The organism is Paenibacillus wynnii, assembly GCF_000757885.1.
Taxonomy (GTDB): domain Bacteria; phylum Bacillota; class Bacilli; order Paenibacillales; family Paenibacillaceae; genus Paenibacillus_AQ; species Paenibacillus_AQ wynnii.
The window spans coordinates 766,504-790,739 of record NZ_JQCR01000002.1 but is presented as its reverse complement, the minus strand read 5'-3'; the positions used below and the strand labels follow the sequence as shown (position 1 = coordinate 790,739).

The 24,236-nt window shown below is 46.5% G+C and carries 23 protein-coding genes; 16 read left to right on the top strand and 7 right to left on the bottom strand.

Going from position 1 to position 24,236, the window contains the following annotated elements; all coding sequences use genetic code 11:
• Positions 1-41 precede the first annotated feature (41 nt).
• Complete coding sequence (locus PWYN_RS06165) at positions 42-686, bottom strand: hypothetical protein (protein ID WP_205622737.1); 645 nt, start codon at positions 684-686, stop codon at positions 42-44.
• 300 nt (positions 687-986) lie between these two features.
• Here PWYN_RS06165 and tkt point away from each other — a divergent pair, with 300 nt between their 5' ends.
• From tkt to PWYN_RS06150, 3 genes are all read left to right on the top strand, one after another.
• Complete coding sequence (tkt, locus tag PWYN_RS06160) at positions 987-3,029, top strand: transketolase (protein ID WP_036649537.1); 2,043 nt, start codon at positions 987-989, stop codon at positions 3,027-3,029.
• A 32-nt stretch (positions 3,030-3,061) separates the two neighbouring features.
• The gene (gene ppnP / locus PWYN_RS06155) at positions 3,062-3,379 is read left to right on the top strand and encodes a pyrimidine/purine nucleoside phosphorylase (RefSeq protein ID WP_036649535.1); all 318 of its coding nucleotides are present in this window, start codon (positions 3,062-3,064) and stop codon (positions 3,377-3,379) included.
• Between the two features lie 206 nt (positions 3,380-3,585).
• A complete protein-coding gene (locus tag PWYN_RS06150) occupies positions 3,586-5,082 on the top strand; it encodes a M14 family metallopeptidase (RefSeq protein ID WP_052087790.1) in 1,497 nt (498 codons plus the stop codon).
• A 93-nt stretch (positions 5,083-5,175) separates the two neighbouring features.
• Here PWYN_RS06150 and PWYN_RS06145 read toward each other — a convergent pair whose 3' ends face one another.
• Entirely contained in the window at positions 5,176-6,078 is a 903-nt protein-coding gene (locus PWYN_RS06145) for an NAD(P)-dependent oxidoreductase (RefSeq protein WP_036649533.1), read from the bottom strand.
• A 270-nt stretch (positions 6,079-6,348) separates the two neighbouring features.
• Here PWYN_RS06145 and PWYN_RS06140 point away from each other — a divergent pair, with 270 nt between their 5' ends.
• The 3 genes from PWYN_RS06140 to PWYN_RS06130 all read left to right on the top strand — a co-directional run bounded on the left by PWYN_RS06140 (position 6,349) and on the right by PWYN_RS06130 (position 9,054).
• A complete protein-coding gene (locus tag PWYN_RS06140; protein ID WP_036649531.1) occupies positions 6,349-7,704 on the top strand; it encodes a glucose-6-phosphate isomerase in 1,356 nt (451 codons plus the stop codon).
• A 131-nt stretch (positions 7,705-7,835) separates the two neighbouring features.
• On the top strand, positions 7,836-8,468 hold the full coding sequence (locus PWYN_RS06135) for a YigZ family protein (RefSeq protein ID WP_036649529.1): 633 nt from the start codon (positions 7,836-7,838) through the stop codon (positions 8,466-8,468).
• A 4-nt stretch (positions 8,469-8,472) separates the two neighbouring features.
• Positions 8,473-9,054, top strand: coding sequence for a TetR/AcrR family transcriptional regulator (locus PWYN_RS06130; protein ID WP_036649528.1), 582 nt, complete (start codon positions 8,473-8,475; stop codon positions 9,052-9,054).
• 132 nt (positions 9,055-9,186) lie between these two features.
• Here PWYN_RS06130 and PWYN_RS06125 read toward each other — a convergent pair whose 3' ends face one another.
• Positions 9,187-9,588: a secondary thiamine-phosphate synthase enzyme YjbQ gene (locus tag PWYN_RS06125; RefSeq protein ID WP_036649526.1), complete on the bottom strand. Its 402-nt coding sequence runs from the start codon at positions 9,586-9,588 to the stop codon at positions 9,187-9,189.
• A 229-nt stretch (positions 9,589-9,817) separates the two neighbouring features.
• Here PWYN_RS06125 and cysT point away from each other — a divergent pair, with 229 nt between their 5' ends.
• The 4 genes from cysT to PWYN_RS06105 all read left to right on the top strand — a co-directional run bounded on the left by cysT (position 9,818) and on the right by PWYN_RS06105 (position 13,825).
• A complete protein-coding gene (cysT, locus tag PWYN_RS06120) occupies positions 9,818-10,633 on the top strand; it encodes a sulfate ABC transporter permease subunit CysT (RefSeq protein ID WP_036649524.1) in 816 nt (271 codons plus the stop codon).
• The gene (locus PWYN_RS06115; protein ID WP_036649521.1) at positions 10,630-11,427 is read left to right on the top strand and encodes a sulfate ABC transporter permease; all 798 of its coding nucleotides are present in this window, start codon (positions 10,630-10,632) and stop codon (positions 11,425-11,427) included. The genes cysT and PWYN_RS06115 overlap by 4 nt, the downstream gene beginning before the upstream one ends.
• 1 nt (position 11,428) lies before the next feature.
• Positions 11,429-12,493: a sulfate/molybdate ABC transporter ATP-binding protein gene (locus PWYN_RS06110; protein WP_036649518.1), complete on the top strand. Its 1,065-nt coding sequence runs from the start codon at positions 11,429-11,431 to the stop codon at positions 12,491-12,493.
• Positions 12,494-12,751: 258 nt separating this feature from the next.
• Positions 12,752-13,825 (top strand): sulfate ABC transporter substrate-binding protein, encoded by a 1,074-nt coding sequence (locus tag PWYN_RS06105; protein WP_036649516.1) that lies wholly within the window; start codon positions 12,752-12,754, stop codon positions 13,823-13,825.
• Positions 13,826-13,917: 92 nt separating this feature from the next.
• Here the strand turns inward: PWYN_RS06105 and PWYN_RS06100 are convergent, their stop codons facing one another.
• The gene (locus tag PWYN_RS06100) at positions 13,918-14,733 is read right to left on the bottom strand and encodes an imm11 family protein (RefSeq protein ID WP_036649514.1); all 816 of its coding nucleotides are present in this window, start codon (positions 14,731-14,733) and stop codon (positions 13,918-13,920) included.
• Positions 14,734-14,901: 168 nt separating this feature from the next.
• Here PWYN_RS06100 and PWYN_RS06095 point away from each other — a divergent pair, with 168 nt between their 5' ends.
• The 3 genes from PWYN_RS06095 to PWYN_RS27880 all read left to right on the top strand — a co-directional run bounded on the left by PWYN_RS06095 (position 14,902) and on the right by PWYN_RS27880 (position 17,449).
• Positions 14,902-15,672 carry an MBL fold metallo-hydrolase gene (locus PWYN_RS06095; RefSeq protein WP_036649511.1) on the top strand — a complete coding sequence of 257 codons (771 nt, stop codon included), beginning with the start codon at positions 14,902-14,904 and terminating at the stop codon, positions 15,670-15,672.
• A 183-nt stretch (positions 15,673-15,855) separates the two neighbouring features.
• A complete protein-coding gene (locus PWYN_RS06090; RefSeq protein ID WP_420805722.1) occupies positions 15,856-16,437 on the top strand; it encodes a GNAT family N-acetyltransferase in 582 nt (193 codons plus the stop codon).
• 250 nt (positions 16,438-16,687) lie between these two features.
• The gene (locus PWYN_RS27880; protein WP_052087789.1) at positions 16,688-17,449 is read left to right on the top strand and encodes a hypothetical protein; all 762 of its coding nucleotides are present in this window, start codon (positions 16,688-16,690) and stop codon (positions 17,447-17,449) included.
• Positions 17,450-18,384: 935 nt separating this feature from the next.
• On the opposite strand, the gene PWYN_RS06075 is transcribed toward PWYN_RS27880, so the two are convergent.
• Together PWYN_RS06075 and PWYN_RS06070 are read right to left on the bottom strand one after the other, a co-directional pair.
• The gene (locus PWYN_RS06075; protein ID WP_036649505.1) at positions 18,385-19,185 is read right to left on the bottom strand and encodes a Cof-type HAD-IIB family hydrolase; all 801 of its coding nucleotides are present in this window, start codon (positions 19,183-19,185) and stop codon (positions 18,385-18,387) included.
• A 15-nt stretch (positions 19,186-19,200) separates the two neighbouring features.
• On the bottom strand, positions 19,201-20,142 hold the full coding sequence (locus PWYN_RS06070; RefSeq protein WP_036649503.1) for a DMT family transporter: 942 nt from the start codon (positions 20,140-20,142) through the stop codon (positions 19,201-19,203).
• A 225-nt stretch (positions 20,143-20,367) separates the two neighbouring features.
• On the opposite strand from PWYN_RS06070, the gene PWYN_RS06065 reads away from it, so the two are divergent.
• A complete protein-coding gene (locus tag PWYN_RS06065) occupies positions 20,368-21,081 on the top strand; it encodes a metal-dependent hydrolase (RefSeq protein ID WP_036649501.1) in 714 nt (237 codons plus the stop codon).
• 77 nt (positions 21,082-21,158) lie between these two features.
• On the opposite strand, the gene PWYN_RS06060 is transcribed toward PWYN_RS06065, so the two are convergent.
• Positions 21,159-22,160: a lipoate--protein ligase gene (locus PWYN_RS06060; protein ID WP_036649500.1), complete on the bottom strand. Its 1,002-nt coding sequence runs from the start codon at positions 22,158-22,160 to the stop codon at positions 21,159-21,161.
• Between the two features lie 172 nt (positions 22,161-22,332).
• Here PWYN_RS06060 and PWYN_RS06055 point away from each other — a divergent pair, with 172 nt between their 5' ends.
• Together PWYN_RS06055 and PWYN_RS06050 are read left to right on the top strand one after the other, a co-directional pair.
• Positions 22,333-23,466, top strand: a complete 1,134-nt coding sequence (locus PWYN_RS06055) for a pyridoxal phosphate-dependent aminotransferase (protein ID WP_052087788.1) — start codon at positions 22,333-22,335, stop codon at positions 23,464-23,466.
• Positions 23,459-24,205, top strand: a complete 747-nt coding sequence (locus tag PWYN_RS06050; protein WP_036649498.1) for an adenosylcobinamide amidohydrolase — start codon at positions 23,459-23,461, stop codon at positions 24,203-24,205. Before PWYN_RS06055 ends, PWYN_RS06050 begins: the two co-directional genes overlap by 8 nt.
• Positions 24,206-24,236 lie beyond the last annotated feature (31 nt).

Genomic DNA, 24,236 nt, shown 5'->3' with positions numbered 1-24,236 from the left:
AAATATGATCCTTTTGCTCACAGTTTACGGTCAACGATGGATTACACAACCCCCTCAACCATTTCCTCTGAACCTCTTATAATCCGTGCTGTAGCTGTCGCTCCCGAGACTGGAGCGGAGTTATGTACGGCAGAGGGACGGGCTGAAATACTAGGTACTCCGCGTAAATAATAGGATAGCTTGCCGCTGTAAATTTTATGAGGGCATAACGAAAGGGCGAAGTCTTCAGGAGTCACGAAGCAGGAGGGCTTATTGACCGGGTGAAACTCCGTATCTTCAAATAGGGACGCTACAAAATGAGAGCAGAAATAAGCGTCTTCCCGATCGATTTTAACATTAAGCAGAACGCCTACTAAACCTAATAGATGATACTTGTACCGTTCCTGATTCTGCATCATCCCTGTAACATGGTTGTGCATCGTATCATATTCCTCGCGGCTTACCCGCAGACGATAGATGGCACAGTCCGCTCCATTATAGAAGGGGTCAACAAAATTCTCTTGAATCAATCCTGCAATGAACGGATTATGCATCTTTTTGCGACCAAAGCTATACACTTCCCGCAATTCGCTGTCAAAGGCAATCGAAGCATGATTCAGATCGGCTTTTGTGAACCATCTGATTACACCGCTGAAGGCGGTACCCGTTCCGGTGAGCACGATAAAGATATCCTTTTTTGGTGTCATGAACGAATTCCTTTCTCCTAAGCAAGGTAAGATACCGATAAATATATTTATTAATAATTCTATCTTACTGTATATTCCAGTTTTATAAAACAAACTTTAGTCGCAAATGAGAACTAGACTTAAGGCTAAGTCCAAACCCGCCTTTTGCCCATATACATTGACGTATATATTTGTATTAAAAATCTAAACATAGAGTGTTGGAATACGGAGTTTTCAAAAACAATTGGAATTGCTTCCATACTAGTGATACAATAAGAGTATCAAAATGACATTCTTGATATTTTAGAGGAGGATATTTGAATGAGTGAACAAAGTCAAGCGATCCAAAAGGAAGAAAACTCTACAATTGATAACCTAGCAATTACGACAATCCGTACGCTGGCGATTGATGCCATCGAGAAAGCAAACTCGGGACATCCGGGCATGCCGATGGGTTCCGCACCCATGGGATACCAGCTTTTCGCCAAAACAATGAAACATAATCCGAATCATCCAACATGGGTAAACCGTGACCGTTTTGTATTGTCTGCAGGACACGGCTCTATGCTACTATACAGCTTGCTGCACCTAAGCGGCTATGATCTTCCAATGGAAGAGTTGAAAAAATTCCGTCAATGGGGCAGCCTTACACCAGGTCATCCAGAAGTTGGGCATACTGCAGGTGTTGATGCTACTACGGGTCCACTTGGACAAGGTATCGCTATGGCTGTGGGTATGGCAATGGCAGAAGCTCAATTGGGGGCTACTTATAACAAAGATCAGCATCGTGTAGTTGATCATTATACTTATGCAATCTGCGGCGATGGAGACCTTATGGAAGGAATCTCTTCTGAAGCGGCTTCACTGGCTGGACACTTGAAACTGGGCAAGTTGGTAGTTCTGTACGATTCCAATGATATTTCATTGGACGGCAAGCTGAACCTGTCTTTCTCCGAGAATGTAGCTAAACGTTTTGAAGCATACGGTTGGCAAGTGCTGCGCGTAGAAGACGGTAACGATCTTCCTGCAATTGAGAAGGCTATTGCTGAAGCGCAAGCAGATAGCAACAAGCCAACACTGATTGAAGTTAAAACTGTTATTGGTTACGGAAGCCCGAACAAGCAAGGTAAAGGCGGCCACGGCGGTACTCACGGTTCCCCACTGGGTGCTGATGAAGCTAAGCTGACCAAGGACTTCTACAAATGGGTATATGAAGAAGATTTCTATGTACCTGATGATGTTCGTACCCGTTTTGCTCAAGTCAAAGAAAGCGGCATTGCGGCGAATAAAGAATGGGACGAGAAATTTGCAGCTTACAAAAAAGCTTACCCAGAGCTTGCTGCCCAATTTGAAACCGTAACGAATGGCGATCTTCCAGAAGGCTGGGATGCAAAGCTTCCTATGTATACCACAGAAGATAAAGCCGTATCTACACGTATTGCTTCCGGTAATGCACTGAACGGTCTGGCAGCGGGAGTTCCTCAGCTTGTAGGCGGATCCGCTGACCTTGAAAGCTCCACAATGACTCACCTGAACGGCCTGACTTCGTTTACTTCCGAGTCCTATGACGGTCGTAATATCTACTTCGGCGTTCGTGAATTCGGTATGGCTGCAGCGATGAACGGTATTGCCCTGCATAGCGGATTGAAAGTCTTCGGCGGTACGTTCTTCGTATTTACGGATTACCTGCGTCCTGCAGTTCGTCTGGCAGCCATTATGAAGCTTCCTGTAACGTATGTACTGACTCATGACAGTATTGCTGTTGGTGAGGACGGTCCTACGCATGAGCCGATTGAACAACTGGCTTCGCTTCGTATCATCCCGGGTCTTACGGTTATTCGTCCGGCTGATGCTAATGAAACTTCTGCGGCATGGGCTTACGCTCTGGAAAACAAAGCTAACCCGGTTGCACTGGTATTGACTCGTCAAAACTTGCCGATTCTGCCAGGAACCGTTGAAGGCGTGCGCGATAACATCAAACGCGGCGGTTATGTTGTCTCTGATGCGAAGAACGGTAAACCACAGGCACAAATCATTGCCACAGGTTCCGAAGTACAGCTTGCTGTAAAAGCACAAGCTGCTTTGGCTGAAGAAGGCATTGAAGTGCGTGTAATCAGTTTGCCGAGCTGGGATTTGTTCGAAAAACAGGACAAGGCATACCGTGATTCTGTAATCCTTCCTGAAGTTAAAGCCCGTCTTGCTGTGGAAATGGCTCAAACCTTTGGTTGGGAACGTTACACAGGCGATCAAGGCGATATTCTGGGTATCACAACCTTCGGTGCTTCTGCGCCTGGCGATACCGTTATCAAAGAATATGGCTTTACCGTTGAGAATGTTGTCAGTCGTGTGAAGGCTCTGTTATAATCGACTGAATAATCACAAGGGGGAGAACTATAATGAGTCAGTTTAACAACGCAACGGTTGAAAAAGCAGCGAACGTATACTATGGAGGAAAAGTGACTAGCCGTACAGTCATTTTGCAGGACGGTACCAAAGTGACATTAGGAATTATGCTGCCGGGTGTGTATGATTTCGGCACAGAAGGCCCTGAGATCATGGAGATTCTGTCTGGCGATCTTAAAGTGCTGCTTCCTGGATCAGAGATCTGGCAGGAAATTAAAGGTGCAGAAACCTTTAACGTTCCCGGTAACTCCAAATTTTCGCTAGAAGTGTTCGGTGTAACTGATTATTGTTGTTCATACCCTGCAATGTAATTCTAACGATATGAATAAAGTGATGTCCCATCTGCTTCGGCTGATGGGACGTTTTTTTATGTTTTTGTAGGATGGAGCCGAAGCTACATAAAGCTCTTTATTTCTACTAATTTTAACGGTTGACGACATAGGTACATTGTCATATACTTCCACTAGCTACTAGAGAGGTTAGCACACCTCAGGCAGATAGAATAGGAGATTGGAATATGATAGAGTCACCTTTTTGCAAGAAAATACATAAGTACACACTATTCTTCTTAAATTTTATGTTCCTTGTATCTTTGTTCGTAACTACGGGATCTGCAGATGCATCGGCAAATATTGTGAACCCCAATCAAGTATATTCCTACACCATAATGCAAAGGGATATTGAGAGATTGGTGAAGCAATACCCCGACCTGGTATCTTATGAACCTCTGGGACAGACCGCTTATGGGCGGCATCTCTGGGCGGTGAAGTTAGGCAGGGGAGAATCCGTGCTGTTTCTTAACGGTTCTCATCATGCCAGAGAATGGATGACCACTTCACTGTTGATGAAAATGATTGACACTTATGCCCAATCCTATAACAGTAATGGGGAAATTGCTAACTATAACGTACGTAGTTTACTGGATGAAGTCAGTATGTGGATTGTTCCGATGGTAAATCCGGATGGTGTAACCTTGTCCCAACAAGGTACGGTGGGTTTGCCGGTGAATCTAGCCAAAACACTGCGTCAATATAATAGAAACAGCACTAATTTTACCCGCTGGAAAGCAAATATGCAGGGAATTGACCTTAACCGCCAATATCCTGCGAGTTGGAATACGATTAAGGCTACCACTTCGTACCCTTGGTATCAGAATTATAAAGGGAAGCAGCCGGGGGAAGCTCCTGAAGTACAGATGATGATGGATTTTACGCATAAAATTGATCCTGAAGTTACAATTTCCTACCATAGCTCCGGCGAAATTATTTTTTGGAACTTCAATACTTTGAAAAGCAATCTTACCCGTGATAAAGCGATGGCCCGAGCACTCAGCTACCTAACAGGCTACTCTCTAGTGAATCCGGAGAAAAACCCTTCGGGCGGCGGTTATAAGGACTGGTTCATTCAAGAGTATGGCCGTCCCGGATTCACTCTTGAAATCGCAAAATATGCCGGAGAGAGCAGTGTTCCGTTAAGTCAGTTCAGCAGGATCTGGTCTGAGAACAAGGAGGTTGGACTTTATTCCGCCAAGCAATCCTATTCCTTATGGTTGGAGAAGCAGAAGCTGCAGTATCTTCAGCAAACCATGAGCCTGCTGGCGGGAACGGAATTTTATACTAAAATTGGAGCGGTAGTCGGTGTCACCAATCTACAACCGCAAAGGATTCAAGTTAGTGCACGTAAGGGTGACTGGTATCAGGTTAAAGGAGATATAGGAGTGGGGTGGATCCATCCCTCACCGGGAAAGCTGGCAATCATCGAGGATATCAAGGCAACTGCTGAGATGAAAGTGAGTATACCCGCCTATAAATATCCAGATACCTTCTCGCCTAAGGTAACGCTTCTCGCTCCGCAGACTGTCCAGGTATCCGGAAGATGGGGAACCTGGTTGCTGGCCTCCACCCCAAGTGGTAATTGGTGGATCGACGGACGAAAGGCAGAACTTAAGTGGCCAATAGAAGAAACTGTGCAAAACGCGGCAACAGATGTTGAGCTATCCGAGCAAATAAAGTAAGATAATGCAAATACTCCGTAAATAGCAATAGAGCCGGCTTCTATATCCTTAGGGATGAGAAGCCGGCTCTATATATTTGATTAGGAGAAAAAACTACTGATCAGAGGGTTTCCCGCCCATCTTCTGGCCGATCCATTGCTCATAGCATTTAACCACAGCGGAGAGATCCTCATCACCGTAGCCTTGGTTAAACCCGGCTTGGAACATGCTCTTAGCCAGACCCAGCATTGGGGATGGAACACTTGTAGAATCGCTAAGCGCGGAAGCCAGCTTCAGATCCTTAAGCATAAGAGCCAAGGAGAACTGGTTGGTGAAGTCGTTCTCGATGATTTTGCGGCCCTTGAGTTCAGCCTGTTTGCTTCCTGCGGAACCGTTCATCACTAACTCCAGGAACTTGTCCGCCGGCACACCGGATTTAACAGCAATCGCGAAGCCTTCCGCAAGAGCAACGTTGTGGATACCAACCATGGCATTGTGCGCCAATTTTGCTGCTGCACCGCTTCCATTCTCACCCATGTGCAGAAGCTTCTTGCCCAAGGTGTCGAAGATATCCCGGGTAGATTCAATAACGTCTGCATTGCCGCCAACCATAAATACTAATGTGCCTTCGATGGCAGCGGGTTTGCTGCCGGTTACAGGGGCATCAAGGAATTGGCCTCCGTGATCTGCCACTGCTGCAGCAATCTCACGGACCAACCCCGTAGAGATGGTGCTTGAATCAATAACTACAGCTCCAGGTTTCAAGGCTTCCAGAATTCCGTCCTTGCCGTAAAATACTTCACGGATAGAATCGTCGTTGCTGATCATGGTAATAATAACGTCCTTGCCTTCTGCAGCTGCATGTGGTGTAGAGGCTGTTTTTGCGCCTTCACTGATAAGAGGTTCACACTTGGAGGCCGTGCGGTTGTACACGGTTACTTGATATCCTGCGCGCAGGATGTTGGAGGCCATAGGCGCTCCCATGGTTCCGAGTCCGATAAAGCCGATTTGTTTCATTTCATTTCCACCTTCACCTTAGGGTCGCATTAGAACTGTAACAGCTTCTAAAGTCATACGTTCCTATCATTTTAACACGGGCTTATAGCATGTTCCACAGCGCTGAATCCATATGGTTTCCGGACACTTCCACAAAAGCTTCAAAAACATAAGGCTGGAGTCCTTGATGTGCCCTAAGACCTTGCCAGTCCCGCGAAATTAAAGTATCCTATTATAAAGTTGTTACAAACCGTGTCACACTAAAGAGATATACAGGAGGTTACCATTACCGTGTCCAAAAAGATTAATTTTGACTACAGTAAAGCCCTTGATTTCATCAACCAGCAGGAGATTGACTTTCTTGCAGCGCCGGTTAAACTAGCCCATGAGCAACTACATAACGCTACCGGAGCGGGATCAGACTACCTAGGTTGGATCGATCTGCCACATGCCTATAACAAAGACGAGTTCGCACGTATTCAGGCTGCCGCTAAGAAGATTCAAAGTGATTCTGATGTATTGATCGTTATCGGTATCGGCGGTTCCTACTTGGGAGCACGTGCGGCTATTGAAGCACTCTCACACTCCTTCTACAATAATCTGTCCAAGGACAGCCGCAAGACACCGGAAGTTTATTTCGCCGGTAACAACATCAGCTCAACGTACATCACGCATTTGCTTGACCTTGTAAAAGGTAAAGACTTCTCCGTGAATGTTATCTCCAAATCCGGAACAACTACCGAACCCGCTATCGCTTTCCGTATCTTCCGCGCTGAGCTGGAGAAGAAATATGGTAAAGAGGAAGCTCGCAAACGCATTTATGCTACTACAGATAAGGAAAAAGGTGCGCTCAAGAAGCTAGCTACTGAAGAAGGCTACGAGTCATTCATTATCCCTGATGATGTAGGCGGACGTTATTCCGTGCTGACACCGGTAGGATTACTGCCGATTGCTACGGCAGGTATTAATATTGAAGAAATGATGCAAGGTGCAGCCGCAGCCGCTGATGAATTCAACAACCCGGATGTTGCGACTAACCAAGCCTATCAATATGCTGCAGTTCGTAATGCTCTATACCGTAAAGGTAAGGCCATTGAAATTCTGGTTAACTACGAGCCATCCCTTCACTTCGTATCCGAGTGGTGGAAACAACTTTTCGGCGAAAGCGAAGGCAAGGACTTCAAAGGAATCTATCCTTCTTCCGTTGATTTCTCTACGGACCTGCATTCCATGGGTCAATATATCCAAGAAGGCAGCCGTAACATTTTCGAGACGGTTATCCAAGTGGCAAATGTAGAGCATCATGTAACGATTGAGAGTGATCCGGATGATCTTGACGGTCTGAACTTCCTGACTGGTAAGACTATGGATTTTGTAAATAAAAAGGCTTTCCAAGGAACGATGCTTGCACATACAGACGGACAAGTGCCGAACCTGATTGTAACCATCCCGGATCAAACGCCATATACTTTCGGATACATGGTATACTTCTTTGAAATAGCTTGCGGAATCAGCGGATACTTGCTTGGCGTGAATCCGTTCGATCAACCGGGTGTAGAAGCCTATAAGAAGAACATGTTCGCATTGCTGGGCAAACCAGGCTACGAGAAAGAAAAAGCCGAATTGGAAGCCAGACTTACAGAATAGTACTCACCTAGAGATTTATCATAGCATTCCAATTTAACAGAGGAGCAGTCCATAGGTAATTCATACCCTGGGCTGCTCCTAATATATATCAAGAGTTCAAGCCATCATGCACATATAAGGAATGGAATGAAATGCTGGAACAATATCGGACGGTACGTTCTTCCGGCTCCTTGGAAGTCGTAATCCGTAAATCACGCTTCATTGGTCATGTTATGCCGGTGGAGAACGAAGATGAAGCAGTGTCATTTATTGAGGACATCAAGAAGAAGCATTGGAACGCCACACATAACTGCTCTGCTTATACGATCGGTGAAAGAGACGAGATTCAGAGACAGTCAGACGACGGTGAACCGAGTGGAACGGCCGGTAAACCGATTTTGGAAGTAATCCGCAACCAGGGAGTTAAAAATGTTGTCATTGTAGTCACCCGCTATTTCGGAGGCATCATGCTGGGAGCAGGAGGACTGATCCGGGCTTATACGGATGGCGCTGTATTGGCGTTGGAAGCCGGTGAAGTAATCACCCGTGTACTGCGGCGAGAGGTGTTCGTAGAAATCGACTACACTTGGCTGGGCAAAGTGGAGAACGAGCTTAGGGGACGGGGAATTAAGACCGGCGAGACTTTATTTACCGATAAAGTTACGCTAACATGTCTGCCGCGCAATGATGAAGGTGACCCGTTTATGGCATGGATAACTGACTTGACCCAGGGGCAGGCTCGTGTAACGGAGGGCCAGCGGCTTTACTACAGCGAAGGGGAATAAGATAATGGCAAGAAGAGCAGTGGAACAGGAGTTGTCGAGGGAAAGGATATTGGAGTCGGCTAGGCATCTGTTCATTACCAAAGGGTACCGGGCCATTTCAATGCGCAGTATCGGACAGCATTTGGGATACAGCCACGGCTCCTTGTACTATCATTTCAAGGAAAAAGCAGAATTATTCTACGCTATTGTTGTCGAGGATTTCAATCATGTAGCTAACCTGTTATCCCAAGCTATGAACAAACCTCCCGAAGAAGGTATGACTCGGGTCGAGCAGTTGCTCATGGAGTTTATTAAATTTGGAATTGATCATCCGTATCAATATGAGATCATGTTCATGATTCGCGATGAAGAGCTGCTTGCTTATTGTCGGGCTGAACAGGGTCGATGTTTTGAACTATTTTCAAGTATAGTACGCCGTCATATGAAGGAAGAAGGATATGTAGCCGAGGATTGGCAGAGTGTACCGCTGACGTTGTTTTTATCTGCCCACGGATTTATATCCTATTACATTCAGGATAAAGTCTCCTTTGAGGATGTAAAACAAGCTGCTGTATCTCATATCAAAGTACTTTGCCGCAGTCTGTAGCTGGGTATTTTTTTATCCTATTACGCTTTAGAGCGTTGCATTGGTATAACTTCGCATAGTGAAAGTTAAAGTTGCTATAATTTGTATAGAGGGCCGCTCTAAGTGATATCTAGAGCGGCCCTAAGTATTGTTTTAACCTTCTACAACTTTGATATAACACTGGCGCCGTCGGGGACCATCGAATTCGCAAAAGTAAATTCCTTGCCAGCGTCCTAGCAGCAGCTCACCTTCATGGATGATCAAGCTTTGGGAAGGACCGCTGGTAATGGATTTCAAATGGGAGGCTGTATTGCCTTCAGCATGACGATACTTTGGATGCTCCCAAGGATAGACTTCATCTAGTCTCATAAGCACATCATGCTTCACATCGGGGTCCGCATTCTCATTAATGGCAATCCCTGCGGTGGTATGTGGACAATACACAACGGCAATTCCGTTCTGAATTCCGCTTTTTTTTACATAGGAGACAACTTCCCGGGTGATATCACGCATTTCATCTCTTTTACTGGTGGAAATCTCAATGGTGTGCAGCATATTTTTCTCCTCTTTTCTGATAATGAATGATGGACTAAGGATAAGTTAGGCGCATAGATTACTACGTATAATATATTTTACCCAAAAACAACTCGAAAGTAATTGACGGTGGCAAGCTACTTTTGGTAAAGTAGTGATTATATTAAACCAAGTATATTAATAGGAATAATCTATGAAGGGTTTTGAAAAGAATACCGACCGGTTTGCCGGAGGTGGGGGGTCATAATCGTTGAATTCACTACTCAGACACAAAGGATGGACCTGGGGATTCCGTACTACAATCTTGTTATATTTTGTAGTATTAATCGTATTGCCAATTCTCGGTGTTTACTACAACTCTTTTTCACTCGGGTTCCGCAGCTTCTTCGAGAGTGTTACTGACCCAATTGCTTGGAAATCGGTATTGTTGACACTGAAGCTGGCTATTGTTGCTACTGTTATTAATGTGGTTGTGGGGACGATGATCGCCTGGGTTCTTATTCGGTACAAATTCCCCGGAAAGTCCATTCTGAACAGCTTGGTTGATTTGCCGTTCGCTTTGCCCACGGCGGTAGGCGGACTAATGATATTGCTGCTGCTTGGGCCCGGAAGCTTCATTGGGAAAGCGGCGGAGGCACTGGGTTTCGAGATTGTTTTTCACCAACCTGCTATTGTAATCGCCATGATCTTTGTAACTTTTCCGTTTGTTATACGAGCGGTACAACCGCTGCTGGAGGAGCTCGATCCCTCTGAAGAGGAAGCGGCTTATACTATGGGCGCTAAAGGCAGCCGGGTCTTCCGAAAGGTCATACTGCCCTCCATGCTGCCCGGTATGATTAGCGGGGGAATGCTGGCCTTCTCGCGGGCACTGGCTGAGTTCGGTGCTGTCGTCCTCGTAGCCGGGAATATCCCGGGCCGGACGCTTGTATCCTCCGTATTTATATTTGGAGAGGTAGAGAGTGATAACCCGGTTGGAGCTGCTGCTGTCTCTGTCATCCTGTTGACCTTGTCCTTTCTCATCCTATGGCTCATTAATATGGTGCAGATGCGGGGGAGAAGATCATGAGGAGATTGTGGATCGCCCTTACTTACCTTGTCTTTTTTCTACTTATTATTGCACCGCTCAGCAAGATGACTACTGGAGCTTTCAGTAATGGTTTTGAAGGATTCTGGAATGCCTTAACCCGTCCGGAGGCGCTGCATGCGTTATTGATGACCGGGCTTGTTGTTATAGTTGTTACCCTGCTGAATACGTTATTTGGAATTATGATGGCTCTGTATCTCGTTCGGGCCACTTGGATAGGACGCCGCCTAAAGGGGCTGCTAAATAGTATTGTCGATCTCCCTTATGCGGTATCTCCTGTAATTGGGGGGTTGATGATTGTTCTGTTGCTTGGTCCAGATAGCCCGCTCGGAGCCCTGTTTGAGGAAATCGGAGTAAAGATCGTCTATGCCTTTCCCGGTATGGTGATTGCTACCCTGTTCGTTACTTTTCCCCTGATGGTGCGTGAGGTGATGCCGGTACTTCAGGAGATCGGCTCTCAACAGGAGGAGGCGGCTTCAACGCTGGGTGCGTATGGCTGGACTACATTTTGGAGAGTAACTTGGCCATCGATCCGCTGGGCTGTGATGTACGGTGTGATTTTAACCGTCGCCCGTTCCTTGGGAGAGTTCGGTGCTGTGCTCGTGGTCTCAGGTAATATTATGAACAAAACCCAAACGGCAACTACGCTGGTATATCAAGATGTGGAGAATTTTAATGTAGCCGCTGCGGGTGGTGTAGCGCTTGTACTGGCTGCTTTCTCAGTGGGACTGCTTCTGTTAATGGAGTGGACGAAGAGACGAAAGGGAGTGCACTGATATGCATGTTGAAGTCCGTGGGTTGAATAAGCATTTTGGAGATTTTCATGCGGTCAAGGACGTTAACTTCGGGATCACCAAAGGTCATCTAATCGGTTTGCTTGGCCCCAGCGGCGGAGGCAAAACCTCTATCCTGCGTATGCTGGCTGGGCTTGAGACACCAGATAGCGGAGATATTATATTTCATGGTCAGACGGTAAACAGCCTCCCTCCTCAGGAGCGCGGGATCGGCTTCGTATTCCAGAACTATGCCCTATTCAAACATATGACTGCTTATGAGAACATCGCATTCGGCTTGAAGGTTAAAAAAGCGAGCAAGACAGCCATTCGTGACCGGGTAACGGAACTGGTGGAGCTAACGGGGTTAAAAGGTTTCGAAAGTCGCTATCCCCATCAATTGTCGGGCGGACAGCGTCAGCGGGTTGCGTTCGCACGAGCGCTTGCCCCTGAGCCCCAATTGCTGCTTCTGGATGAGCCGTTCGCTGCTATTGATGCCAAGATCCGGCAGGAGCTGCGTTCCTGGCTGCGTGAGCTGATTGAACGTGTGGGAATAACCTCAATCTTTGTAACTCATGACCAAGACGAAGCGATTGAAGTGGCGGACGAAATTATGATCATTAACCAAGGTCGTCTGGAGCAAAAGGGTACACCTTGGGATATTTATAAAGAGCCGAAGACGCCGTTTGTGGCGACCTTCATTGGCGAATCTACCTTGATTGAGAGTGCCTCTGAGCTAAAAGGCTTCGAAGGCGCTGGCGGGGGCAAGCCCACCAAAGCACTCATACGTCCGGAGTATATAGAAGTAGGCAGTCTGCATGAATTCAAAATGGCCTCGGCTACCGAGCAAGGTATTGTAAAACATCTGCATTTCCGCGGCAGCGAATGGCTAGTAGAGGTAGAAGTGAACGGCAATAAGCTGGTTACCTACCGATCCTTGGAGAAAGAAACCCTGCAAGTGGGTCAGGACATCTCCGTGTTGGTACACCGGGCTTATCTATTCAATGACAATCGTAGCTGGATTCAGGAAAACCGCCTCAAAGAAGATCCAATGCCTGTGTTTATTTAATAAAAAACTAAAGTTTAACAGTATGGTGTCGGAGTGACGAAGGGGAAGTTTGGAGCTGGAGAAGCGTTAGCGTTCGCCCGAAAGCTTTCCGTAGGAAAGCTAGCTTCGAAAGCATACGCTATGGTCTAATTTCAACCGCAATGCGGTTCAAATTCAAGAAATTAGAGCATAACAGCGATCGGAAGCCCAAACATTCCACGCAGGCACGATCGAGACACCGGACTTTTAAACTTCATACCTCGAAGGATGTGGGCCGTAATGAGGCTTTTTAAAGGGAGCAGACAACTGCACGTATGGCTTGTCACCCTGATGCTTACCCTTTCTGCTCTGTCAGTTATGGGTTGCACCAGTGAGAAGGAGAGTAATAGTACGGAGGTTTTCGCTCCTAAGCAAGGTGATCTAACGCTGGTCGTTGGTGCCTACAGTGTGGCGAAGGATGCCGTGGAGGAAATATTGCCGTTGTTTGCAGCGAAATGGAAGGCTGACACCGGACAGACCCTAGTTTTTCAGCAGTCTTATGAAGCTTCTGGAACTCAGGCTAGAGCTATTGCTGGAGGATTTGAAGCCGATGTAACACTGCTGGCGATGGAGGGAGATATCGAGAAGCTGGTCAAAGCCGGTCTGGTTCTGCCGAATTGGAAGGAACGCGGTGAGGGCGGTATGGTGACACGCTCGGTGGTTGCACTGGGTACCCGTGAAGGCAATCCAAAGGGAATTCATGATTTCGATGATCTGGCAAAGCCAGGGGTTAAGGTGCTGTATCCTAATCCGAAGACCTCCGGTGGAGCGCAGTGGGATATTAATGCCATCTATGGAGCGGGCCTGAAGCGGTCTGAGGAACTAAAGGGAGCCAAAGACCCTGCGATAGCAAAAGCGTTCTTGGAGAGCGTACACGCGAATGTAGAGTCTCTGGACAAAAGCGGACGCGCATCTATGGCTGCCTTCGAGTATGGAGTAGGCGATGTCATCGTTACCTATGAGAATGAACTGCTCGCACGCATTGCCAAAGGCGTCAAATACGAGGTCATTATACCTAAGAATACCATCCTTATCGAAAATCCAGCCGCGGTTGTAGACAAATATGTTGATGCCCGCGGAACACGTGAGGCATCTGAAGCATTGGTAAATTATTTGGTGACACCCGAAGCACAAAAGGTATTTGCCAAACATGGCTTCCGTCCGGTAGATAAGCAGGTCTATGCAGAGAATGAGAGCCGTTATCCGGTTCCAGCCGGGCTGTTCGACATTAATTATCTGGGCGGTTGGGACGAAGTGCGAAGCACATTATATTCCAACCGGGGAATTTGGTATCAAGTGCTTGCTGGCATCTAAGGTTATTATGATGTTTGATTGGATAAATAGAATATGGAATAGCTAAAAAAACCGTGTAGAAGTTAGTTCTACACGGTTTTTACGTTTGGGGTTCAAATATCGGATTTCTCGACTTCCTTCCATTTTAGATCAATCAAAATTGGTGGGATAAAGGTGGGTTTCATCCAGGTATAATCGCTAAACTCTTCTGTCAGCTCTCCTAGTACAATGATTCCATCACGGTTTTTTTGCCACTTCCATTTTCCGCTAGCTACCGCTATACCTTTTTCTTCAACGAGTTTGGAGGCTTCTCGCATATCAAATGTTCTTGCTTCCCTCTGTTCGATTTGTTCCAACATCTCGTGATATATACGACGCTTGTTTTCTCTTATGCTTGGATCTTCTTCAGAATCAAATAACTCTCGGAAGCTGAATCCTGTTAAGCCTTGCTCAATTACCCGATCACGAAATTTATCCGTTACGAACACTTTTGATAAGACTTCTTCCGGCGTTTTATATATGAATTGTCCATCTAATCGATTGGTATGAAATACATATTTTGAAATATCTCTAATCGTTCCGTTACTTCTAGTTCTATACAAAGATTTTTCATAATTGAAACAGTCAATAACGCAAGTAACATTCAGTAAGTAGTACTCTTGAAGATTAATCTGTATGGGCAATATCTGAACATCATTGTCTAACAAATCTCCTGTCGAATTAATTGCTTTTCGACTAAATACCGGCACCTTATTAAGAAAAGAAACTGTATCTAAATTCAGTCCTTTATTAAGTGAGAACTTTGTGATTTCCCATTTTTTTATAATTTCACCATTAAAAGAACCCAAAGGCGCTAATGAATAAAATTTATCTTCCTCCTCATAATAGATAGAATCTTCTCTAGAGGTTCCAAGCTCCCATACCTTCATTTAAAACCCTCCTATTCAGTAAGCTTCTTATGATGAGTATAATCTATCGACTCAACTCCTGATGTTAGATTCTCTCTCCACTTCTTTCCTCTACGTGCAATGCCACAGCCTCTTATTCTATAATAGGTTAAAGACTTCCGTGAGTGGAAATATAGAGGAGAGAAACGTATGGATACATTGGTTTTTTTGGGTACAGGGGATGCCATGGGCGTTCCCCGGGTGTATTGCAGCTGCGATACCTGCACCGAAGCGAGAGCGGGCGGAGTCAACGTCCGGTTACGCTCCTCGGTGCTTATAGATAACGGCAGTGACGTATTGGTGATCGATTGCGGTCCGGATTGGCGGCGGCAAATGGAAGCGCAGGGGATACGCAATATGCGCAGGCTGTTGATTACCCATGCCCATTTTGACCATATTGGCGGCTTGCCGGAGTGGGCGGATGCTTGCCGCTGGATGGGATATAGAGGTGAAATGTACGCCCCGGCTGAAGTCATTCCGATTATTGAACGTCAATATCCGTGGCTTGGCAGTCATATAGACATGATTCCTTGCGATGACGGTATTACGCTTGATGGCTGGCAAATAGATACTTGGAAGGTCTGTCATGGCAAGAATGGCTACTCCTACGCCTATAGGTTGGAGAAAGAAGGCTATTCATGGGTTTACTGCCCGGACTCCATTTCACTGGGGCCAGACGAAACCAAACGGATGCATGGAGCTGATTTGCTTGTGCTGGGGACGAGCTTTTATTATGAGGCTGCTGAGCTCTCGACACGGTCGGTCTACGATATGACGGAAGCTGCTGAGCTGCTGAAGATAGTGAAGCCTCGTCGGGCAGTCTATACCCATATGTCTCATGATGTAAATTTTCTCAAGGACTATACATTGCCTGAGAATGTCACATTAGCGCGAACAGGAATGAAGTTGAAATTGAGCTAAAACAAGGTTATTTTAAGAGGCAATCCCGGCTAAGTGTTACTTAGTAGCTTGGGAATGTCTCTTTTTTTTTAGGACGGCAAAGCCGTTTCTTCTTGTTTACAAAAAATACCTATTCATGTTATAAAGGGAAAGCAAGATGACTTACATATATTTCAATATTATTTTGAGACGGAGGGTTATATTGTGACTAATTCTATAGATCCGATCCTTATTTCTTTTCCTGAAAGCTTTGAAACCGAACGTCTTCTTATCCGTGCAGCACTCTGGGGAGACGGTGCAATTTTGAATGAAGCAATAGGTGAGAGTCTCAATGAGCTGAGGCCGTGGATGCTTTTTGCCAAAACTATGCCTACCCTTGAAGAATCGGAGATATTTACGCGTGAGGCACGGTTGGCGTTTTTGAAACGTGATAAACTGCACATGCGGATTTTTAACAAAAGCACCGGTTCATTCATCGGCAATAGCGGCCTGCATCAGATCAATTGGGATACCCGCAATTTTGAAATCGGATACTGGATTAGAAGCTCTTGCTCGGGTTATGGTTATATGACTGAAGCTGTTAACGGAATTACGGATTTCGCAATACATACACTTGAAGCCAACCAGATCGAAATCCGCTGTAGCGCAAGGAATATCAAAAGTGCTGCGGTAGCCGAACGTGCGGGCTTTACACTGGATGGAATTCTGCGCAGTAATTGCCGGGGGTTCGATGGGGAACTGCATGACAGCAAAGTGTATGCGAAGGTACGCGGGGCGGAGTTTTAATTATAGGAGGAATGGGGTTCTTCATGAATTTTATGAAATCTATAGATGATATCTTTCACAGAAATTTTTTAAAGGCTAGTCCCTTCATACTAGTATTTTCATTGCTAATGTTGACATTTTCCTCGATCAGTAGAGTGTTCTCCATCTTATCTTTTTTAATTATTATGATAAATGCTTTGTACATTCTTGGAAAAATACTGATCTATAAAACGAGCAAGAGGAGTGTGGAATGAGGAGGGACAGATTTTGCATGCTTCATATTATGGCCGCTGTTATGGCTATTTTACTCTTATCTGGCTGTAATGAAGCGACTAATGATAAAGGCAACCCAACCGTAGATTCCAATGCAATAAATTCACCGGTCCCTAAGCAGGAGGGGAAGAACTGTAACAAAATAGCAGATATTGATTATGCTTCCGTACTTAAATTTAACGGCATCACCTATAACCAGAATTACAGGAGTGACATTAACAATTTAGAAAAAGGAAGCAATGTCGGCAAAATCCAATACCGCATGTCGGGCAATGCTTGTCTTGGCTATATTATGCAGGACGGAGATGCTACGCTTCTTAGGGAAGGTACAGAGCTGTATGAGGTAAAGGGATATGCAACGTCAGCAAGGCTGTGGGCGGGTGATTTCCTGTATGAAGCCACCGATAATCCCAAAGCTAAAACAATAAATGATCTACTAGACATCGCCGGGAAAATAAAAACGGTTCGGTTTGTGAACGGAAATGACGGCATAACGCATCTGAAGGACTTTACACCGGAGGCCGCGGCAACGTTTGCCGAAGAATACCCTAAACTGCCTTATGTCCCATACAATAAGATGTACAAGGAGTCAAAAGGTTTGGCGGGTGGGGATTACTGGATTCAAATTGAACTTATCGACGGTTCTTCTTTGGAAGTGATTTATAATTTCAAACATGCTGCGTTCCGACCTGCCGGATATGCCACACCTGAGCTGTCAGCACTTGTGGAGGAACAACGGAAACGTATTTATGCTAAGTAAAACAGAAGGTGTGATAGATAGTAAAAAACCAGTCCGACACTTTTAGAGTGTTGAACTGGTTTTTTTAAAATTAAAAGGGTAATATCCCTAAATCCTACGCATACCGTCCCAATGAAATAACGTCAATATACTTGTGTATGAGAGTAGAAGTATCTCCCCAGGTATCCGCGACAAATACGGCAAATCGTCTACCTACATAGATTTCAATATATATAGTTGCATAATGTACACTTATAGTTCTCCTTGAGCACACTTTAGGGGGTTTAATTGCACTTTATACACTTATTTTTGGGTATTCCGGGGTTTAACCGGCATTTTCGTGTTTTTAGTTGCACAAAGTACATCTATCCATACATCACAGCGCCAAAAGCTAGAAATAAGTGTTTAAAATACATCTATCTCACTGATTATCTCCGAGTTTTGGTAGCATCAAGAAGTTTGTGTAAGAGAGTAGGAAGTAGTATCTCGGATGTTGTTTGTAGGTGTGGTACAAGGGAATTAGGTTGTTTCTTCCTACCTGCCTTCCTGCTCGAATCACCCGTTCACCCAAACGTTCATTTTACTCTAATCTGTGTTATAAAGCAGCCAGCGGCAGATCGTGGTCCTGCGCGGTGTAAGTGGTCTTCAGCTCCTAGGCATATCCTCAAAAATAACGGGCGAATCCCCTCTAATTGCCCAAACGGGGTGTCGGGTGCAGAAATAGAGGGAGAAACTCCCTCTATGAGGCGTAACAAATTTCTGTCCTACTTTTCACATGTAAAGCACTGATCTTGTGTTGAGCCTTTTTTAAATATAAGGAAGTATAAGTTTTCAGTATACATTGCTTATATTTCTACGAGAAATGGATACCTGAAAGCGATACGGAGTATCGCTGCTTCGGAAGCATAGACTCCCATTAAGGACGGCAAAGCCGTTTCTTCTTGTTACGTTTGCTGCTAAGCATTTTGCAAAATAAACTTCTCGATTACATGCTTCACACCATCTTCATTGTTGCTGTAGGTGATGAAATCGGCGATTTTCTTCAGAGCAGGAATGGCATTCTCCATCGCTACGCCAAGGCCGGCAGCTTCAAGCATTTCATGATCGTTCCAAGAATCACCGACAGCGATGGTCTCGGACAGGTCACAGCCGAAATGATTGGCTAGAAATTCTAACGCTATACCTTTGGTGCCCTCATGGTGCATAATTTCCAAGAAGTAGGGCTTGGATTTCGTAATGTGCACAGAGTCTCCCAGAAGTTCGCGGAGGATAGGTGTTAATTCATCCAAGAAATCAGGGTCATCGATAATTAGCATTTTAGGTGTTTTCTGAGGAACGAGCTTTTCCCAGTCCGGCTCCACATAATATTGGGTTTTGTTCAAGGTGGTGTAGTCGATCAGCTTTTGGTTCTCTTCGCGGGCATACAGCTTGTCGTCAATGTAGGTTTGCAGGTGCAAATCATGCTCTACACAGTAAGTAAAAAGCTTGCGTACAGCGTCCTCAGGTACATAACGTTCGTACAAAACTTCTTCGTCCAGCAGATTCTTAATAAGCGCACCTTGGTAGGTGATAATCGGTACGTTAAGTCCGGTCTGACGGGCGATGGCTTGTGCCGATGCATACGCGCGGCCTGTAGCGAGTGTTACAACAACACCTGCGGCAACAGCTTGCTCAAGAGCAGTTTGTGTGGCAGGGGTTACTTCCTTGTCATCATTAATCAAGGTGTCGTCAATGTCGATCGCAATCAATTTGTACATGTGTGGTTTCTCTCCTTATTTCTTTCTAAATAGACGATAGCGGAACCAATCATTACTCTTCAAACGGCTCAGATCCGGTGTAAGCTCCGCCATAAGCATACCGGCTAGTATGAAAACGCAGCCCAGCAATGCAGAAACACCAAGGGTCTCCCCGCCAAAGGCTAACCCGGTGAATGCGGCGAACACCGGCTCCATGGCATAAATAATAGCTACACGTGAAGGTGTAGTGTACTTCTGGCAGGCCGTTTGGATCCAGAAGGCAAAAGCACTGGTCGGACCGATAGATATGAGCAGTGCCAACAGTACATCCGGCTTCCCAATAAGCTGACCTGCATGAGCCAGGCTACCCGGCCCCTCAAATAGGAGGGAGCCCATAGTGCTGAATAGACCCACAACAGCCAATTGCAGGGAAGCCAGCGGGAGGGCGGGATAGCGTGGGGCATAGACTCCTGTATAGGCGATCTGCAGAGCAAAAGCAATGGCACAGAGCAGGATAAACCCATCGCCTTTATTCAAGGACATCGCTGTTCCGGTGAACGTGAGCAGGTATAGTCCGACCGCTGCCAGCACTGCGCTTACCCAGGTATAACGCGAGATCGAGTGCTTCAATAAGGCTAGAGACAGGAATGGAACCAGTACCACCGATAGTCCGGTAATAAATCCGGTATTGGAGGTGGTGGTGTACAGCAATCCAACCGTCTGGAAGCCATAACCCATGAACAGAAACAGCCCCAGCAGCAGAGAGTGACGTACCATCCCCCAGCTTACCTTCTTCCATTCACTTCGATAGAAAACTAGAGTAATTAAGGCCAGCAGTACGGCAGCACCCGTAAAACGAATACTGTTAAAAGCGAGCGGAGGCAAGACTCTGACTGCAGTCTGCACAATCAGAAACGTACATCCCCACATCATCGCTACCAGCAGCAGGCTGAAATCGGCCATACGGGAGCGATTCACAGCAGGTCATCCTTTCTCTGCACATCCCTCCTTTAAGGAAGGGAAGGTCAAGTTGTCCAAATTGTATCCTAAATTTAGAGGCAGGACAAGCCAAAGCTTTGGGGAAAGCCATGATTTGAAAGGGATTTTACCATAAGGCTGGACAAAAAAGGAAGGCCTTGATATACTTCGATAACCGCACACTTGTTCCTGTTTTTTAACATCTAAGAAAGGGGCGGTTTCACTATGATGGGCAAATCCCATTTCATAATCAGCACTGGGGTTACCCTATCGGCTATGAGTCTGCTGGGATATGAGATCTCTATCCCTGTTATTGCCGTAGCAGCGCTAAGTTCACTACTGCCTGACATCGATGAACCCAATTCTCTACTGGTACGCAAGGCTATACCGGAATTTTTGCTGAGAGGGCTGCAAATTGCTTTGTTAGGGGGAGCCGTCTACCTTTATTTTGCTGGTATTGCAGCTCCACCGTGGAATATCATACTCGCCCTGCTTGTCGGCAGTGTCTCTTTCTTACCTGGCAGAAGGCTGAGGCATCTGGTCATGCTGTTGATAGCCTTAGGCTTGTTCGCGTTCGGAGAAGCTTATGATCCGTGGCACTATATCGCAGCTTGTGCGCTTGCTCTCTCGGCACTGGTTCCGCACCGGGGATTGACGCATACGCTCTACGCTGTTGCCGGTTGGGGAGCGCTCTTGTATTTCGCCTCCTTGGGCAGGGTGGATGGTAGTAGCATATGGATAGCAGGCGGAATGTCCTATGCCCTTCATCTGCTCGCCGATTCATTGACCCAGCACGGCATTACGCCGCTGCCCCCGCTTCCCTTTAAACTTCGCCTGAAGCTTATGAGTACCGGGACTAAGAAAGGCAGTGCAGTGGAGAAGGTATGCATTATGCTCACACTGACGCTGTTCATCTACGTATTTATTCTATCTCGTTAATTTAACTAACCCTGAGTTACATAACAGAGGACTCCTGCCGTGGTTCGCAGGAGTCCTCTTTTCGTACAGCTAACGCACTATTCTTCTAGAAATACCAAGCCCATGAAATCCTCAGGCTCAATGCGGCCAAAGTAATGCTTCAAATCCAGACCGGCTAACGCCTCTCTAACCTCCAGCTGCTCATAGCGTTTGCCGCGAAGTGCATTTTCTACATCGGCAACATCACCTACACCGAAGAAGTCGCCATAGATTTTGATATCCTGAATTCTAGCATCCTCAATATCCATCCGAATATCAATTAACCCAGCCGGGAATTTACGCATATGCTTCACATTGCTCTTCGGCGATTGACCGTAGTTCCAATCCCAGTTCTTATAATGCTCTTCGGAGATCTCGTGGATCTTCACCCAGTCCTTCTCTTCCAGCTTGTACTGAGGCACCTCGGAAGGTTCCATGCCAAAGATCGAACGCAGCAGACCCTCGCGGAATGCTTCAATCGTCATATCGGTTCCTAGCAATTCTTTGATGTTGGCTACGCGGCTGCGCACGGATTTGGTACTTTTGGATTTAAATTTCTCCGGATTTACATTCAGCGAGGCTTGTACATCATCCAGGTTCAGATTGAACATGAGTGTGCCGTGACTGAACATCCGTCCGCGAGTGGAGAATTGGGCGTTCCCGGAAATCTTTTGCTCACCGACCTGCAGATCATTACGACCGCTAAGCTCAGCATTTACTCCCATGCTCTGCAAGTAGTCGATTACCGGTTGTGTGAATTTCAGAAAGTTATGGAACGATTGTCCGTCGTCTTTAGTGATGAAGCTGAAGTTAAGATTGCCAAGATCATGATAGACAGCACCGCCGCCGGATAAGCGCCGAACGACCTGGATATTATTATCTTTTACATATTCCTGATTGATTTCTTCAATTGTATTTTGATGTTTGCCAATGATGATAGACGGACTGTTGATATAGAAGAGCAAGTAGCTTTCGTCCATAGGCAAATGCTTAAGCGCGTATTCTTCAATCGCCAGATTGATAGATGCGTCTGTAATCCCTGTGTTATCAATGAAAATCATAGTGAGTTCCTCCGTTGCAGCATGTTTGAATACAGCATTTATTGTAAACTAAAAGAGTTGAATTCACAAAAAGAGAAGCGCTAAATCATTGACGTACTTCCGGGAATGAAGCAATAATGAGGGCAATGGTTTTACATAGGATGAATGAGTACGGAGATAAGGGAGTGCGGTTATGCTTGAAAAATACGGCCACGGCGGAGATTTATTGACTGCGGCGGAGCTTTATGGGAACGAAGATAGCGGATTTCTCGATTTTAGCGCCAATATTAACCCGCTGGGTCCGCCGCCTGAAGTGATGAGCCTGTTGCAGAATTCGCTTTCCTCTATTATTGCCTACCCAGATCCGGGGCACCGTCGGTTAAAGCGTCTACTGGCTGACAGTCTTGGAACGGATAGCAGTTGGTTAACGGTGGGTAACGGGGCTGCAGAATCTATGGCTTTGCTGCTGTTGGCTCTCACTCCCCGGATCGTAGGTATTGTGGAACCCTGCTTCTCGGAGTATCGTCAGCTCTCAGAGCAGTTCGGTGCCGAGGTGCTGTCTGTGTACGGCACAAATGAGCAAGGCTATAGGGCCGATGTAGATAAGATTTCTGGGCTGTTAGAGAAGGTAGAGCTGCTGTTTTTAGGACAGCCGAACAATCCAAATGGCATCCAATATTCGTTAGCAGAGCTTAGACTGCTGGCACAAAAGGCCGAGAGCTGTGGAACCTATCTGGCGGTGGACGAAGCCTTTATCGATTTCATTCCTGAAGCGGAGCGGAATTCCTTGCTGCCGGAGCTGGAGCAATACCGGCATACGATTCTGATAAGGTCGATGACAAAGTTTTACGCGATTCCCGGGCTGCGACTTGGATTCACAATTGCCCACCCGGATCTTGCGGCTGCCATGACGGGCAAACAGGTCACTTGGAGTGTGAACGGCTTGGCGCTGCTGGCAGGAGAAGCCTGCCTTACGAGTGGAGAAGATTATGAGCAGCGCACACGCGCCCTGATTATTTCGGAACGTGCCAAGCTGAGGCAGGGATTATTGAAGCTGGGGTGCGAGGTGCCGCCGGGGGAAGCTAACTTCTTACTATGCGGTTTGCCCTCGCCCTGGAGTGCTGAGAAGATGCAGACCCTGCTTGGCCGAAGCGGTATTCTAGTGCGCAGCTGTGCCATGTACCCGGGGCTTGGGAAAGGGCATATCCGCGTGGCTGTCAAAAACGCTGCTGATTGTTCTCGTCTGCTCCAGCATATGGGGGAGATTATGGCGGAGGAAACAGGAGATAGAATAGGAATGAGAGAGGGCGGGGTACGGAATGAGTGAAATCATATTGCCGTTTGAACCTAAGGAAAAAGAAACGTTATCTTCCTATCACTCTAAGGTGTGGTCAGGACTTACGCTTACGCTGAAGGGAGATCATCTGGAGCTGGAATTTCCGGAAGAGGCGGATGGTCTATCCAGTGCTGTGTATGGCGGAGGTATGATCAGCCTCAAACGGGCCGTCAATTTATTTGTCAACCGGGATTATGAATGCAGCGATCCTGTTCGGGATATGGAAAATAAGCTGGGAGAATGGGGTTATCCGTTATCCGGCTGCGCAGGACTGATGACCGCTGTGCCCCTTGAGCATGCGGCGGTAGCCGAAGAAGACACAGGCTCCGCCGGTATCTTCTGCTGCGTAACCGCGGCCGCCGGAAATGCGGCGCGCGCCGGAGTGAAACGTAATGTACTGGCGGTTTACCGCCCAGGCACGATTAATATCATGCTGGGCATTGACGGACGCCTGACACCGTCAGCGATGGTTAATGCTGTGATGACAGCTGTCGAAGCTAAGGCTGCGGCATTAGCTGATCTGGGCATTACTGACCCTGAGAATGGGCTAGTAGCCACGGGCACAACTACGGATGCGATTGTACTTGGAGTGAGTCAGAACAATCGGTACCGTGCAGAGCATGTATACGCTGGAACAGCCACGGATCTAGGGGGCGCTATTGGGCGGCTTGTCTACTCTGCGGTGACGGCAAGCCTTCAATCGGTTAAGTCAAGGAACTACAATTCATGAGTACAACGTTTAAGCAGGAATTATCTCGAGG

Excerpts from the sequence above, each read along its gene's own strand:
- PWYN_RS06150 (WP_052087790.1), top strand. The coding sequence starts at position 3,586 with ATGATAGAGTCACCTTTTTGCAAGAAAATACATAAGTACACACTATTC.
- PWYN_RS06115 (WP_036649521.1), top strand. The coding sequence starts at position 10,630 with ATGAGGAGATTGTGGATCGCCCTTACTTACCTTGTCTTTTTTCTACTT.
- PWYN_RS06060 (WP_036649500.1), bottom strand. The coding sequence starts at position 22,160 with ATGATTTTCATTGATAACACAGGGATTACAGACGCATCTATCAATCTG.
- PWYN_RS06075 (WP_036649505.1), bottom strand. The coding sequence starts at position 19,185 with ATGTACAAATTGATTGCGATCGACATTGACGACACCTTGATTAATGAT.
- PWYN_RS06110 (WP_036649518.1), top strand. The coding sequence starts at position 11,429 with ATGCATGTTGAAGTCCGTGGGTTGAATAAGCATTTTGGAGATTTTCAT.
- PWYN_RS06105 (WP_036649516.1), top strand. The coding sequence starts at position 12,752 with ATGAGGCTTTTTAAAGGGAGCAGACAACTGCACGTATGGCTTGTCACC.
- PWYN_RS06145 (WP_036649533.1), bottom strand. The coding sequence starts at position 6,078 with ATGAAACAAATCGGCTTTATCGGACTCGGAACCATGGGAGCGCCTATG.
- PWYN_RS06165 (WP_205622737.1), bottom strand. The coding sequence starts at position 686 with ATGACACCAAAAAAGGATATCTTTATCGTGCTCACCGGAACGGGTACC.
- PWYN_RS06100 (WP_036649514.1), bottom strand. The coding sequence starts at position 14,733 with ATGAAGGTATGGGAGCTTGGAACCTCTAGAGAAGATTCTATCTATTAT.
- PWYN_RS06125 (WP_036649526.1), bottom strand. The coding sequence starts at position 9,588 with ATGCTGCACACCATTGAGATTTCCACCAGTAAAAGAGATGAAATGCGT.
- PWYN_RS06135 (WP_036649529.1), top strand. The coding sequence starts at position 7,836 with ATGCTGGAACAATATCGGACGGTACGTTCTTCCGGCTCCTTGGAAGTC.
- ppnP (WP_036649535.1), top strand. The coding sequence starts at position 3,062 with ATGAGTCAGTTTAACAACGCAACGGTTGAAAAAGCAGCGAACGTATAC.
- PWYN_RS06065 (WP_036649501.1), top strand. The coding sequence starts at position 20,368 with ATGATGGGCAAATCCCATTTCATAATCAGCACTGGGGTTACCCTATCG.
- PWYN_RS06055 (WP_052087788.1), top strand. The coding sequence starts at position 22,333 with ATGCTTGAAAAATACGGCCACGGCGGAGATTTATTGACTGCGGCGGAG.
- PWYN_RS06095 (WP_036649511.1), top strand. The coding sequence starts at position 14,902 with ATGGATACATTGGTTTTTTTGGGTACAGGGGATGCCATGGGCGTTCCC.
- PWYN_RS06130 (WP_036649528.1), top strand. The coding sequence starts at position 8,473 with ATGGCAAGAAGAGCAGTGGAACAGGAGTTGTCGAGGGAAAGGATATTG.
- PWYN_RS06050 (WP_036649498.1), top strand. The coding sequence starts at position 23,459 with ATGAGTGAAATCATATTGCCGTTTGAACCTAAGGAAAAAGAAACGTTA.
- PWYN_RS27880 (WP_052087789.1), top strand. The coding sequence starts at position 16,688 with ATGCTTCATATTATGGCCGCTGTTATGGCTATTTTACTCTTATCTGGC.
- tkt (WP_036649537.1), top strand. The coding sequence starts at position 987 with ATGAGTGAACAAAGTCAAGCGATCCAAAAGGAAGAAAACTCTACAATT.